Below are 12,862 nucleotides of genomic sequence, written 5' to 3'. Positions count from 1 at the left end.
TGGAACTCCACATCACGGAGGGCGGCTCGCGTTTCCTCGTGGAGGCCCTCAATGAAAGTGCACTGGACCTGGCCCTGGTAGTCACCCGCGGAGTCGACCCTACGGTTCCGGGCACCGAATTGATCCCATTGCTCGCCGAAGAGCTTGTGGTCGTCTCCGCCACCGGATCGGCGATGCCGGAAGAGCTCACACTGAAAGAGCTGGCGAACATCCCCCAAGTGGCCTTCAATCGCAGTTACGACCTACGGGTCGCCACGGATGCAGCATTCTCCACCAGCGGGCTCAAACCAGTGATCGCCGTCGAAGGCGCCGAGATGGACGCAGTGCTGCGGTTTGTTGAAAGAGGGCTGGGCGTGGCCGTGGTGCCAGCGATGGTGGTCATCGACCGCCCCGGGCTACGGAGTGCTCGCTTGGTGAAGCCCTCGCTGACACGGACAGTCAATCTGGCCCGACGCAACGATGTCGGCCTCTCGGCCGCCGCTGCGGCCATGCAGCAGTTCGTCTTTGACACCGTGGACCGATTTGCGGCACCAGGCACCGACTCGGCGCGCCTGGTCACGGCAGCTCCACGGAACTGAGAGAGTCAGACCAAGCCGAGGGCAGCCACTGCAGCGCGCTCGTCCAGCCGAGGTGCACGGCGAGGAGGACGGAGCCTGTGCCCAATCCTATTCACCTCGGAAGAACCGGGCAGCGTGTATGAACGGTTTCCAATCCTGAAAGCCCCGTGGGTCCCGTATGACCGCAACATCCGGTTCCTGCAGGACACGCGTCGCCAGTGCGGGGCTTATGGCCCGGCGGCGGCGCGGGGCCCGGGATCCCACAGCCCGTACATCTGCAACACGGCCGGGACGGACGTCATAGGCAGCGCCCAGAGGGTCACCAGCCACCCCGAAAAGACAGTCCAATCGGATCCCCGCAGGGCGAACATGCTGAAGAACAAAGCCCACAGGACCGCCCACGCCGCCCAGATCACCGCGAACGACTGATCCCCCGCAAGCGATGACAGGACGCCAAGACCAGCGGCCGATACTGCCACAAAAAGAAAAACCAGCCGATCCCTTCGGTGGAGATCCCGGTCAGGGCCGCGATGCCGACATACAGGTAGGTGAACCCGAAGAGGAAGACAGGGAAGGCGGCCTGCACGACGGAGGGATCACCGCCGAACCGCAGCAGGAGAAACAGTGGAAGGACACACTGCAGTGCGCCGACAAAAATGCTCATCAGCGCCGCACTCCGGCCCGGCACGACTCCCAGCAGGGAAAGACCATTCAGCAGTAGGGCCGCTCCAACGTAAAATAGCCGAACGGCGCTGATTCTCGGCTCCCTTGTCCGGTGGGGCCGCCTGCGGATAACGGGAGGGTGTCATCCGAAAGCTAACAACCGCCGTCCTGCTGGTCAATTCCATTCCTGTATCCGTCCGGGGAATGCGACCGGCAGGCACCCTGCGGCAGTGCCGGCCGGTTCGCCTGCGCGCCGTCCGCTCAGCCGCCCATCTCGTGGATGGTGAAGGAGACGAGGAACCCCACCGCCGCCGTGAGGCCCGTGAGGTTGTGATGTTCCTGGAAGGCCTCTGGAATCATGGTGTCCGCCACCATCGCCAGGATGCCTCCCGCGGCGATGGCCGTGATGAAGGCGATTACCCCGGCCGGGGCGTTCTGCAGCAATGCGTATCCGGCCAGCGAGGCGAGCCCGCACAACACGGCAATGCCTGTCCACACTCCGAAGACGTATCCGGGGCTTCGGCCCGCCTGCTTCATGCCGGCCGTGCTGGAGAGCCCTTCCGGGACATTGGAAATGAACACCGCCGCGAGCATCGCCGGACTGACGGTCCCGGAAGCGACGAGACCCACACCCAGCACCACGGATTCCGGAACGCCGTCGATCAGGGCGCCCACGGCAATCGCCGTTCCGCTGCCGGGCGCGTCCTTTTCCGTCGGCTGCATCGCCCCTGACCGTTTCCGGTGCCTGGCGCCTGCCCGGGACAGGAGGATGTTCGAGCCGACGAAGATCAGCGCCCCGGCGAGGAAACCGAACACCGTCGGCAGCAGCCCGCCGCCCTCCACCGCTTCCTGGACCAGCTCGAAGGCCAGCGCCGAGATCAGCACCCCGGCGCCAAAAGCCATCACCGTGGAGAGGAGCTTGGCGGGCACGGTCCACCGCCAGGCGATTGCGGAGCCCAGCACGAGGGCCCCGCCGGCGAGGGTTCCCCATCCCAGGGCCTGCAGCCACACCGGCATCTATGTCATCCGCGCGGCGGTTCGGCTCAAGACTGCCCGGGACCCGCTGATTCCCGCGGCGGAATCTCCTGGAGGACCCATCGGTTGCCGTCCGGATCGGCGAAATAGGCGAACAGGAATCCCCCAAGGTCCTGCGGCTCGCTGATCGGGGCTCCGCGGCCTACCAGTTCGGAGCGCGCGGCAGCCATGTCCGGCACCACGAGCTGGAGCCCCTCAAGGCTTCCGGGGGCCATGCTGGTCATCCCGGTACCGATCACAATGGAGCAGGACGATCCCGGCGGAGTGAGCTGGACGACCCGCATCCCGGGGATGTGCTCGGCGTCGTGGTCGAGCACGAAGCCGAGGGCGTCGATATAGAAGGCCTTGGCCCTGTCCACATCGGAGACGGGCACCTGGACGACCTCAAGACGGAGTTCCATGGGCGCCACCCTACGGGACAAGGGCGCACCGCGGGGTGGATTCAGGGATGAATTTCTCGTCCGTCTACTCCGGCCGGCCGCCCAGCCGGTCCTCAAGCCGTGACAAGAAACCGGAGACGGGTCCGAGGTTGCAGAACCCGCTTCCGGCACCTGCGTATTCGGCGGCGGCGGGAAGCAGTTCCGTGTACGCCCTGCCCATGGTGTCTTTCTCACCGAGCTGAAGAGCCGCCTCGGCGATCAGGCACCAGAGCGTCTCCCGGTGATGGGTCGGCTCCGGCTCCGGAACCCCGCGGAGGACGGCGAGCGCTGCCTGTCCCGAACCCCTCGCCAGCAGGACCAGGGGTTCGGCCCAGGGCCGGTACGGGCCCCAGTCGATCCCCTCCTCCCTGGGCGCGGGCCGCCCGTGCCGAAGGCGCAGGCACAGCAGGGACAGTGCCAGGGCGCCCCGCTCCACCCCCGGCATGCCAGCGCCGCGCAGTCGGCCCGCCGCCGCCCGGTAGGCGGCCGCCACCTCGGTGGACGCACCGCCGCTCAGGTCCATCCGCAGGGCGCGGTACCAGGTGGTGAACACCGCCACCAGCGGCGATTCGTACTCCTCCGCCAGCCGGTCGGCCTCCGCGGCGTGGTGATCGGCGGAGGCCACCTCAGCCAGTGCGGCGCTTGCCTGCATTCGGATGAGGTGGCCCAGCAGCTCGTAGGTGGGCAGGTCGTGCTGTCCGGCGAGCTCCAGGATTTCGGAACCAAGGCGCGCGCGCTCGGGGGCCAGCCCCGATCGGGAGAACGACTGAAGAAAGGTCCCGTTCAGGGCAAATGCCAGCAGCGCCGGGTCATTTCGGCCGCGGGCCAGCTCTTGCGCTTCCTGCGCCGCCTGCCGCCCCCGTGTTCCCGACAGTCCCCGGGATTCGACGGCGATCGTCGTCAGCAGCCGCGCCCGGAGCGTCCCGTGCGTTCCGGAGGGCAGCGCCGCGAGGGTTTTCTCGGTGAGGGCGAGGATGTGAGCAGCCTGGACGGGATCGTCGGACGCCGTCCACAGCGCAGGGACGTCGTAGGCGCCGATCACTCTCGCCGTCAGATCCACGTCCGCCAGCCCGTCGGCCGCCACCACCGCCGCCAGGCGCTGCCTGCGCGCGGTCTCAAGCCCGCCGCCGCCGGTGATCGCAAGATGGCGCAGCAGCTCAACCGTCGAGCGGAGCCGCCCCTTGGCGCCGACCCCGGAGTTCGGGCCGTAGCCGGACAGCGTCCGGTTCCACACCAGCTCCTGTGCATCCGAGGGGACCGGCTCCGGGTCGAGCGCGGGCGACTGATGCAGGATGTCGTGCTCGAGTGCACGGAGCACCGAATGCGGGGACAAGCCCAGCTTGTCATTTAGCAGGGCCCGGGCCCGCCGCAGCGCCTCAAGGGCTTCGTGCTGGCGGCCCGACCGGTAGAGGGCGAGCGCAAGAAGGCGCCATCCCTCCTCCCGCCAGGGGTGTTCCTCTACGAAGACATCGAGGTCGGTCACGGCGTGCACGGCCTGACCGGCCCGAAGCTGCTCCTCCGCACGGGCCTCCACCGCCCCGAGGCGGAGCTCCCCGAGCCTTTTGCGTTCGGCGAAGGTCCACGGCTCATCGATGAAGTCGGCGTACGCGGGGCCGCGCCAGCGGGACAGCGCCTTCTCGAGGGCGGGCAGCGGGGGTCCGGCACCGCCGGCCGCCGGTCTCAGGGCCTCTTCGAACAGGAGGGAGTCCACCTCGCAGGAATCCAGCTGCAGTGCGTACCCGGAACCGGCCGACACGACGACCCGCGCCTTGCCCCGGGCGGGGCGCTCTGGTTCGAGAGCCCGGCGCAGCGCGCCGATGTAGGTGTGGACCACCCCGGTGACGTTCGCCGGAGGGTCCTCCCAGAGGTCCTCGACGAGCGTCGCCAGTGCGACGGGGCGCCCGCGCGCTGCCGCGAGCCGGGCGAGCAGCGCGCGCTGCCGCGGGCCGCCCAACACGATCGGATCTCCGTTCGCATCCCAGGCCGCCGTCGTCCCCAGAACGCCGATCGTCACACCCATGCCCGGACCGCCTTCCACACGCCTCCATCAAGTGTGACGGACGCACGCGCCGGCGCCGCACGTCGTTGAGAAGCCGTTGAGTCGGCGGTGCGAGCCTTGGGCTGCACCCAGATCCCGACCCAAGGACTCCTCCATGACCCCCACGATTGAAAACTTCACCTACTCGAAGGTGACGGTGGCCGCCGACGTTCAGCTGAACGTCGCCGTCGCCGGCTCGGGCAGCCCTGTCGTGCTGCTTCACGGTTTTCCCCAGACCCACCTGATGTGGCGGCACGTCGCCGCGGACCTGGCCCAGGACCACACCGTGATCTGCCCGGACCTGCGGGGCTACGGCGACAGCGGCAAGCCCGCCGAGACCGGCCCCGACGTCTATTCCAAACGAACGATGGGTCAAGACGTCGTCGCCCTGGCCGCCGAACTGGGCCACGAAAGGTTCGCCCTCGCCGGGCACGACCGCGGAGCCCTCGTCGGCTTCCGCACCGCAATGGACCACCCCGACGCCGTCACCCACTTCGCCAGCCTTGACGTCCTGCCGACCCTCGATATGTGGAACGTGCTGCACGGACAGTCCGCTGCGGTCGGGTTCCACCTCTACCTCATGGCCCAGCCCCCGGGTCTCGCCGAGGAAATGATCTCGAACAGCGCCGACACATTCTTCTCCCACTTCCTGGACGCGTGGACAAAGGACTCCAGCGCCATCCCGGCGGACGTCCGGTCGGCCTACCTCCGCGCCAGCGCCAGCGCGGTGCCCTCCATCGTGGCCGACTACCGGGCCTCCGCCGGCATCGACGTCGTCCACGACCAGGCGGATCTCGACTTCGGGAACACGCTCCGGATGCCGGTGACCGTCATCCAGCAGGACTGGGGCTCCGCGCTCGGATTCGACGCCGCGGCCCTGTGGAAGGCGTGGGCTCCGGACCTTGAGCACTTCAGCACCCAGGCCGGACACTTCATGGCCGAGGAGACCCCCGCCGAGGTTGCTCAGGCCATCCGGGACCTGCTCCTCCGCTAGGTCGGGCACGGCTGCCGGCTCCCGTCCGAGCGGGCGGAAGCCCGCACCGTAACCAAACCTCCGAGCCGTTGACCTGACCTGTGGCTAGTCAGATAATGAACCCGCCGCGCTTCCCCGCGGACTCACACGGAGCCCCGACGCGGCCGGTCGGTGAATCATGCACACTCCCCTGATGCCCAGTCATGACGGCGCGGCGGCTGCCGTCCTCGCCCTCACCGCGGAAACGTCAGGGGAGGTGATCGACGAAGCCCACCCGGAGTACGACGACGCCCGGCGCGTCTGGAATGCCATGATCGACCGACGTCCCGCCGCCGTCCTCAGGGCTGCGGGCGAAGACGACATTGCCGCCGCCATCCGATGCTCCATCGAACACGGGATCCCGCTTGCCGTCCGCGGCGGTGGGCACAGCGTCGCCGGTAACGGCACGGTGGACGGCGGGATCGTGCTCGATCTCAGCGCCCTGTCCGCAGTGGACGTCGACGCCGACCGGAACCTGGTCCGGATCGGCGGCGGCGCGACGCTCGCGCAGGTGGACGCCGCGACCGAACCCTACGGACTGGCGGTTCCGCTGGGAGTCGTGTCGGCGACGGGCGTGGGCGGGCTCGCCCTGGGCGGGGGCATGGGATGGCTGACGCGGCCTTACGGGCTGAGCATCGACAACCTGGTCTCTGCGCGGGTCGTCACCGCGTCGGGGAAGGTGGTCGAGGCCGATGAACAGCAGAATCCGGAGCTGTTCTGGGGCCTGCGGGGCGGAGGCGGCAACTTCGGCGTCGTCTCCGCCTTCACCTTCAAGGCCCACCGCCTCCCCCAGCCCCTCTACGCCGGCAATCTCGTCTATACCCAGCGGACCTGGGTTACGGCCCTGGCCGCCTACGCCACCTGGACCCAAACGCTGCCCGATGACCTGAACAGCATTCTGACCTTCATCACACCGCCGCCGCATTGGGAGATGGGGACCGACCCGCTGATGATCGTCGGGTTCGTCTGGGCCGGCGAGGACCAGACCGCCGGGGAAGCGCTCATTGCCGACCTGCGTGCCGCAGCGCCTCCGGAGATGGAAGACGTGGAGGCAGCCACCTGGACCGGCTGGCAGTCCGCCGTCGACGAACTCTTCCCAAAGGGCGTGCGCGCCTACTGGCGCAACTCCGCGCTGAAGCATCTCTCCCCTGAAGTCCAGGAGATCCTCCTCCGCCGGGCGGCCGAACAGACCTGGCAGGGCACAGGGTTCGACATCCACCACATGGGCGGAGCGGTGGCCCGGGTGCTGGCCGGCGCCACCCCGTTCCCCGACCGCCAATCGCCCTACTGGTTGAACATCTACGGATTCTGGACCGACGACGGCGACGACGAGCGGAACGTCGGGTTCGTCAAGGGGTTCTCCGGGGACATCGCCCCGCACGCTGCGCCCGGTAGGTACGTCAATTTCATGGGCGCCGAGGAACCGGCCGCGCCCGACCCGGGGACCCGCTCCCCCGACGACGCCGCCGTCTACCGCGGGGAGGTCTTCGACCGCCTCACCGCACTCAAGACCGAGGTCGATCCGCGGAACGTTTTCCAGCTCAACCACAACGTCGCGCCCCGCTGACCCGCGGCTGAACGGGGGGATCGTTGCGGCCGGCGCATGCCTTAGCTGAAACCGAGCACGCGCGACCGGCAGGCCGTCAGGCCCGCGGTTCCGCCGTCGGAGCAGGAGCCGCTGCGAGGTGTGAACCATGCCGCAGCAGAGTCTCAAGCGCGTCGGCGAGGTTGTTCACCTGCTCATCGCTGAGCGCGTCGGCGAACCACTTCTGTGCCGACCGCAGATGCGGCCCGAGGGCGCGCCGGTAGGCGGTGCGCCCCTCGTCCGTGAGGGCGATCAGGGAGGCCCGGCCGTCGGCGGCCTCGCTCGCCGCTTTTTCCACCAGCCCGCGCTTCTCCAGCCGGCGGAGCTGGTGGGCAAGGCGGCTTGAATCCCAGCCAATGGCGCGCGCGCACTCGGACGGCCGCGCAGTGCCCTTCGCAGCCATCGACAGATGGGCGAGCACCGTGAACTCTGCCTCCGAGAGCTTCGCGTCGTTCCACAGGTCACGGCCGACCTCGCGCCGGAGCAGCTCGGTAACCTCCTGAAGGTTCTCCCACGTCCGAAGTTGACGCTCGGTCATGTTTGCTGACATATCAGGGAGTCTACCCGGGTCTGGATCCCGCTGCCCCGCCGCTTCCGCCGAGAGCAGGAAGGACTTGCTGGATTGCTGACGCGTCAGCTAGAGTCTCCTTATCTTGCTGACGAATCAGCAACTTAGAACCCGGCAGCCGGAACCGCCCCAGGCGGGCGGTCCAGGCGGGCACTCCTGAAAGGCTACTCATGCCGTCCAGCCCACAATCCACCCTCAACGACCGAGCCGCCCCACCGCCGCCCGCCCTCGAGCATCCCCGCCGGAGAGCAGGGGCGGTGCTCGCCCTGCTGGCGGCAGCCCAGTTCGTGGTGGTACTCAACGCGAGCAGCGTCAACCTGGCGCTCCCCAGCCTGATCGGGGATCTCGGGGCCTCCGCATCGCTGTCCGTGTGGGTGGTATCGGCCTACCTGCTGACCTTCGGTGCCCTGCTGCTGTTCGGCGGCCGGCTGGGTGATGTCATCGGCCGGCGCCGGATGTTCTCCGTCTCGGCAGGACTCTTCGGTGCGGCCGCCCTGGCCGGTGGACTTGCCCCGACGCTGGAGACCCTCATCGCCGCCCGTGCCGTGCAGGGCGCCGCAGCCGCCGGGCTTGCCCCCACGGCGTTGTCGCTGCTGACGACGCTCTTCACCGACCCCGCGGCCCGACGCCGCGCCATCGGCGTGTGGGGCGCGGTCGCCAGTTCCGGTGGTGCCGCGGGCGTCCTGGTGGGCGGAGGCTTCACGGCGGCCTGGGGCTGGCGGGCGGTGCTGCTGGTGAACGTTCCCCTCATTGTGCTGATGCTGGTGGCCATTCCCCTGCTGATTCCCGCCATTCCGCGGGGACCGGCGCAGCGCCTGGACGTTTCCGGTGCCGTGCTGTCCTTCCTCGGAATCTCCGCGCTGATCGGCGGCCTGACCCTCGGCAATGAGCAGGGCTGGCTCTCCCCCATCACCCTCGGCCTGCTGGGCGGCGGCGCCGTCCTGCTCACTGCCTTCGGGCTCACCGAACGGGGAAAGCAGGCTCCGTTGATACCCGCGCACCTGCTCAGGCGCTGGCCCTCGACCGGCGGAAACATCGGCATGGTCCTCATCGCTGTCGCCCTGTACCCGACGATGCTGTTGCTCTCACTCATCCTTCAGGGATCCCTCGGTTTTTCACCGATCGGCGCCGGACTGATGATGCTGCCCATGTCCCTGGCCACCATCGGGGCCGCGCTGGTCACTCCGCGGCTTGTCGCCGTGCGGGGCCCGCTGGCCTCCCTGTTCATCGGGCTTGCACTGCTCGGCTTGGCCACCGCGACCCTGGCTCTGGTGAGCGCGCTCGGCGCGCCGTCCGCCGTTCTCGTCGCGGCCACCGTGGCCTTCGGTGCAGCGGTCGGCATTGCGGTCACCTCGGCAACCACTCAGGCCCTTGCGGGTGCCAGCCCCCGCGAGGCTGGCTCGGTCAGCGGCCTGATCCAGACCGCGCAGCAGCTGGGCGGCGCGGTGGGGCTCACCGTCATCGGCGCCATCGCCGCCGCGGTGACCGGATCCCTTCGCGGAACCGGAACGGGCGCTGTCGACACCGGGTACGGTGCCGCCCTCGGGGTAGCCGCCGTCGTCGTTCTCGGCGGGCTGCTGGTCCTGGCTGTGCGGCAGCGGCGTTCGACGCCGGCATCGACCGACACGGCCCTCGGATGAGTTCAGCACCGCTGCGCGGCATGGCCGGCGGCATCACCCGCTCGTCGCTGCCCGCCTCCCTCCGCGAAGGCCTGGTTCTCCCCTCCGACCCGGGGTACGGGCCGCTGCGGCACACCTACTCCTACCGGGGTTCACCGGCGGCCGTGCTGCGTCCGCGCACGGCCGGAGCCGTCGTTGACGCGCTGTCCTATGCGACGGCGTCGGGCCTCCCCCTGAGTGTGCGAAGCGGCGGCCACGGCATCAGCAGCGCCTCCACCAATGACGGCGGGATCGTCCTTGACCTCTCGGCGATGAACACGGTCGACGTCCTCGATTCGGGCACGGGGCGGGTGCGCGTCGGTCCGGGCGCACGGTGGGGTGAGGTCGCGCAGGCCCTCTCCCCTGCCGGCCTGGCGATCAGCTCGGGTGACTCCGGCGATGTCGGGGTTGGCGGGCTCGCCACGGCCGGCGGAATCGGCCTGATGGGACGCAAGCACGGGCTGGCCATTGATTCCATGACCGCGGCCACCGTCGTAACCGCCGGGGGCAAGGTGCTCACAGCGAGCGCGGCCGAGAATCCGGACCTTTTCTGGGCGATCCGGGGGGCGGGAGCGAATTTCGGCATCGTGACGGAGTTCGAGTTCACTGCCTCCAGGGTCCCCGGCGTCATCTCCACCACCGTCCAGTACGACATCTCGGACACTGTTGGGTTCCTGCAGCGGTGGGGCGACACCGTCGAAGCGGCACCCCTGGAGATCACGGCGTTCCTCTACCTGTTCGCCGGGTCCACCGCCGGCATGGCGAGCATCGTCTACGCGGGGCTGGACGCGGACGCCGCCCGACGGGCCCTCACGCCGTTCCTGGTGCTGGCACCGGTTCTCGGCGGCGGGTCCCAGGCCGTGCCCTACGCCGCGGTGGTGTCCTCTACCCGCACCCCGCATACCGGTGCGGTGTCGCTGCAGACGCGAAGCGGGCTCGCCGTTCACCTCGACGCCGCCATCACCGCCCGGCTTTCCGGGATGCTCGCCAGCGGGACCGCCGCCACGCTGCAGATCCGCGCGGTCGGCGGGAGGATCAACGACGTCGACGCCGGTGCCACCGCCTATGGGCACCGGCACCAGAACTTCTCCATCTTCGTCGGAGCCGACCCTGCCCGCCGAGGAGAACTCTGGCGGGAGTGGGAAGGGCTTCATCCCCACCTCGACGGGCTTTACCTGAGCTTCGAGATGGACAAGGATCCGCGCCGGCTCGCCGACGCCTTTCCACCGGCATCCCTGGCCAGGCTCCGCGATCTGAAGGCCGCCTACGACCCGGAGGGTCTCTTCAATGCCAACTTTCCCCTGAGGGCATGACCCTCCCGACGTCTTCTCCGACCCGCAAAGGAAAAACGATGAATACCCTCACCAGGCCCGCGTGGGCCCACCCGCATACCGACCTCAACGGCAGGACAGCGCTCGTCGTTGGAGGTGCGGGCGGTGTCGGCGAAGGCGTGGTCCGCGCCCTCGTCGACGCCGGCGCGGCCGTCGTAGCCGCGGGCAGGAGCAGGAGCCGTCTCGATGAGCTCGCCTCCCGGCTGCGCTCCCCGCGCCTTCACACCACGGTGCTTGACGCCCTGGCGGAGGACCTGGACCACGCGGTAACGGCCCTAGCCGCCGAACACGGTGGGTTCGACGCCGTCATCGTGAGCGTCGCGTCGTGGGGAAATCAGGGCCGCAAGCCCCTGCTGGCCCTGACCGATGCCGAATGGGACGCCCTGCTCGCGGCGAACCAGACCACCGTGTTCCGCCTGTATCGCGCCCTGGTCCCACACATCAGTGCCGGCGGGGTGCTGGTGCAGCTCAACGGGCTCAGCGCCGACCTTCCCTTCCCCGGCGCCGGCGGCGTCGCGCTGACCGCCGCGGCGACGAAGTCCCTCACCCGCACCCTCGCGGCTGAGCTGGCCGGGCGTGGACCGCGCATCCATGAGGTGATTCTCGGCGTGGTCCGTACCCGGGCGCGGCAGCTCGCCGGGGTCGACGACCCGCGCTGGATCGAGGGCACCGAGGTCGGAATCCACCTGGCCGAACTTATCGCCGGCACGAGTCCCCTGACCGGCGAGGTGCTTCACTACCTCGTGGACAAGACAGCAGGTCCCTCGGGAAGCGCGCCGTAGCGTCCCTGAGCCACGCGGACTATTCGGCCTCGGTGACCCCGGGCCGTCCGCTTCGCCTGGGCCCCCTTTCGGCAGCCGAAGGGTAATGTTGCGGCGATCTCGATGGGCCCTTGAGGTCCGGCCGGAATAATGTGCCCCAGTCTCTGGTTCCAACAGCATGAAAGAAAACGGGGTCGGCAACATATCTTCAAATGAGTGGTCGGCCACCTTGCAGGATGCAGACCCAGACCCGCGGCTTCTTCCGCAGCCCGTGCACGAACTCCAGACCAAAGGACCCATCATGAAAGCGCATCTCCTCAACAGCTACGGCCCCGACTCCATCGTCCTCGGCGAGGCCGATGAGCCCACCGCAGCCGCCGGGCAGGTAAAGGTTGCCGTCGAAGCGATCGGCATCAACCCGCTGGACTGGAAGTTCAGCAACGGCTACCTCGCCGAGATGTTCCCGCTGCCGCTGCCGGCGGTTCTGGGGACGGACATCGCCGGCACGGTGCTCGAGGTCGGCGACGGCGTCAAGGGCTTCACGGTCGGTGACCGGGTTGTCGGTTTTGCCGACAGCGGAGCCTTCGCGGAGAAGGCCGTCACCGGCGCCGCCCGGCTCGCGGTGATCCCTGAGGGCCTGACGGCCGAGCAGGCGGTCACCCTGGCCACCTCCGGTGAAACCTCGCAGCGCGGCCTGTCACTCCTGGCCCCGTCGCCGGCGTCCACCGTCGTCGTCAACGGTGCAGCCGGAGCCGTGGGAAGCGCCGTCGTGCAGATCCTCGTCGCCGGCGGCCATCGGGTCATCGGCACTGCCAGCCCCGAGATCGGAAGAGCGTCTACCTCCGCTCCCTGGGCGCAACACCGGTGACCTACGGCGAGACCATGGTCGACGAGATCACGGCCGCTGCGCCCCAGGGCGTCGACGCCGCGTTCGACACCGCAGGCCAGGAATTCATCGCCCGCGTCGCCGGGCTCGTGCCCGCATCCCGGATCCTCACCATCGTCGACTTCGCCGCCGGGGCCCAGGGTGCGATCGTCGCCGCCGGCGATCCCACGGCCCTCACCACCGAAACCCTCCCCCCGGTGCTCGACCTTGCCGCCCGGGGCGCCTTCCAGACCGAGATCGCCCGGAAGTTCCCCTTCGAGCAGGTCCCGCAGGCCCTCGCCCTCAGCCAGGGTGGACACCTCCGCGGCAAGATCGTCGTCTCCGGAGCCAACCAGGCCTGAACTGACCC

12 protein-coding genes and 1 pseudogene are annotated in these 12,862 nt (G+C 69.2%); 8 read left to right on the top strand and 5 right to left on the bottom strand.

The features are described 5' to 3' along the window. On the top strand, positions 1–578 hold a 578-nt coding region (locus tag QZX79_RS06070), incomplete at its 5' end, for a LysR family transcriptional regulator substrate-binding protein (RefSeq protein ID WP_294566060.1). 206 nt (positions 579–784) lie between these two features. Here QZX79_RS06070 and QZX79_RS18560 read toward each other — a convergent pair. The 4 genes and pseudogenes from QZX79_RS18560 to QZX79_RS06050 all read right to left on the bottom strand — a co-directional run bounded on the left by QZX79_RS18560 (position 785) and on the right by QZX79_RS06050 (position 4,694). Further along, positions 785–1,254 (bottom strand): annotated as a pseudogene (locus tag QZX79_RS18560) (AmiS/UreI family transporter). Positions 1,255–1,481: 227 nt separating this feature from the next. Next, positions 1,482–2,237 carry a ZIP family metal transporter gene (locus tag QZX79_RS06060; protein WP_294566054.1) on the bottom strand — a complete coding sequence of 252 codons (756 nt, stop codon included), beginning with the start codon at positions 2,235–2,237 and terminating at the stop codon, positions 1,482–1,484. 26 nt (positions 2,238–2,263) lie between these two features. Beyond that, positions 2,264–2,656 (bottom strand): VOC family protein, encoded by a 393-nt coding sequence (locus QZX79_RS06055; protein WP_294566051.1) that lies wholly within the window; start codon positions 2,654–2,656, stop codon positions 2,264–2,266. Positions 2,657–2,720: 64 nt separating this feature from the next. Continuing rightward, positions 2,721–4,694, bottom strand: coding sequence for a BTAD domain-containing putative transcriptional regulator (locus QZX79_RS06050; protein ID WP_294566049.1), 1,974 nt, complete (start codon positions 4,692–4,694; stop codon positions 2,721–2,723). A 133-nt stretch (positions 4,695–4,827) separates the two neighbouring features. Here QZX79_RS06050 and QZX79_RS06045 point away from each other — a divergent pair, with 133 nt between their 5' ends. Both QZX79_RS06045 and QZX79_RS06040 read left to right on the top strand, forming a co-directional pair. Beyond that, on the top strand, positions 4,828–5,706 hold the full coding sequence (locus tag QZX79_RS06045; RefSeq protein WP_294566046.1) for an alpha/beta fold hydrolase: 879 nt from the start codon (positions 4,828–4,830) through the stop codon (positions 5,704–5,706). A 157-nt stretch (positions 5,707–5,863) separates the two neighbouring features. After that, on the top strand, positions 5,864–7,291 hold the full coding sequence (locus tag QZX79_RS06040; protein WP_294566042.1) for an FAD-binding oxidoreductase: 1,428 nt from the start codon (positions 5,864–5,866) through the stop codon (positions 7,289–7,291). A gap of 76 nt (positions 7,292–7,367) precedes the next feature. Here QZX79_RS06040 and QZX79_RS06035 read toward each other — a convergent pair whose 3' ends face one another. After that, entirely contained in the window at positions 7,368–7,847 is a 480-nt protein-coding gene (locus QZX79_RS06035; RefSeq protein ID WP_294566039.1) for a MarR family winged helix-turn-helix transcriptional regulator, read from the bottom strand. A gap of 200 nt (positions 7,848–8,047) precedes the next feature. Between QZX79_RS06035 and QZX79_RS06030 the strand changes: the two genes are divergently transcribed. The 5 genes from QZX79_RS06030 to QZX79_RS06010 all read left to right on the top strand — a co-directional run bounded on the left by QZX79_RS06030 (position 8,048) and on the right by QZX79_RS06010 (position 12,854). Further along, positions 8,048–9,517: an MFS transporter gene (locus QZX79_RS06030; RefSeq protein WP_294566036.1), complete on the top strand. Its 1,470-nt coding sequence runs from the start codon at positions 8,048–8,050 to the stop codon at positions 9,515–9,517. Continuing rightward, the gene (locus QZX79_RS06025; RefSeq protein ID WP_294566033.1) at positions 9,514–10,848 is read left to right on the top strand and encodes an FAD-binding oxidoreductase; all 1,335 of its coding nucleotides are present in this window, start codon (positions 9,514–9,516) and stop codon (positions 10,846–10,848) included. The genes QZX79_RS06030 and QZX79_RS06025 overlap by 4 nt, the downstream gene beginning before the upstream one ends. Before the next feature lie 38 nt (positions 10,849–10,886). Further along, on the top strand, positions 10,887–11,648 hold the full coding sequence (locus QZX79_RS06020) for an SDR family oxidoreductase (protein ID WP_294566028.1): 762 nt from the start codon (positions 10,887–10,889) through the stop codon (positions 11,646–11,648). 280 nt (positions 11,649–11,928) lie between these two features. Then, entirely contained in the window at positions 11,929–12,495 is a 567-nt protein-coding gene (locus QZX79_RS06015; RefSeq protein WP_294566025.1) for an alcohol dehydrogenase catalytic domain-containing protein, read from the top strand. Next, positions 12,492–12,854 (top strand): zinc-binding dehydrogenase, encoded by a 363-nt coding sequence (locus tag QZX79_RS06010; protein WP_294566023.1) that lies wholly within the window; start codon positions 12,492–12,494, stop codon positions 12,852–12,854. Before QZX79_RS06015 ends, QZX79_RS06010 begins: the two co-directional genes overlap by 4 nt. Positions 12,855–12,862 lie beyond the last annotated feature (8 nt).

It is taken from the genome of uncultured Arthrobacter sp., assembly GCF_902805515.1.
Taxonomy (GTDB): Bacteria; Actinomycetota; Actinomycetes; order Actinomycetales; family Micrococcaceae; genus Arthrobacter_D.
The sequence above is the reverse complement of the archived record's forward strand: the minus strand, read 5'-3'. Positions and strand labels throughout refer to the sequence as shown.

Bases quoted from the DNA above. Each gene is read 5' to 3' on its own strand.
- QZX79_RS06035 (WP_294566039.1), bottom strand. From the start codon at position 7,847: ATGACCGAGCGTCAACTTCGGACGTGGGAGAACCTTCAGGAGGTTACC.
- QZX79_RS06025 (WP_294566033.1), top strand. From the start codon at position 9,514: ATGAGTTCAGCACCGCTGCGCGGCATGGCCGGCGGCATCACCCGCTCG.
- QZX79_RS06040 (WP_294566042.1), top strand. From the start codon at position 5,864: ATGCACACTCCCCTGATGCCCAGTCATGACGGCGCGGCGGCTGCCGTC.
- QZX79_RS06060 (WP_294566054.1), bottom strand. From the start codon at position 2,237: ATGCCGGTGTGGCTGCAGGCCCTGGGATGGGGAACCCTCGCCGGCGGG.
- QZX79_RS06015 (WP_294566025.1), top strand. From the start codon at position 11,929: ATGAAAGCGCATCTCCTCAACAGCTACGGCCCCGACTCCATCGTCCTC.
- QZX79_RS06030 (WP_294566036.1), top strand. From the start codon at position 8,048: ATGCCGTCCAGCCCACAATCCACCCTCAACGACCGAGCCGCCCCACCG.
- QZX79_RS06020 (WP_294566028.1), top strand. From the start codon at position 10,887: ATGAATACCCTCACCAGGCCCGCGTGGGCCCACCCGCATACCGACCTC.
- QZX79_RS06045 (WP_294566046.1), top strand. From the start codon at position 4,828: ATGACCCCCACGATTGAAAACTTCACCTACTCGAAGGTGACGGTGGCC.
- QZX79_RS06055 (WP_294566051.1), bottom strand. From the start codon at position 2,656: ATGGAACTCCGTCTTGAGGTCGTCCAGGTGCCCGTCTCCGATGTGGAC.
- QZX79_RS06050 (WP_294566049.1), bottom strand. From the start codon at position 4,694: ATGGGTGTGACGATCGGCGTTCTGGGGACGACGGCGGCCTGGGATGCG.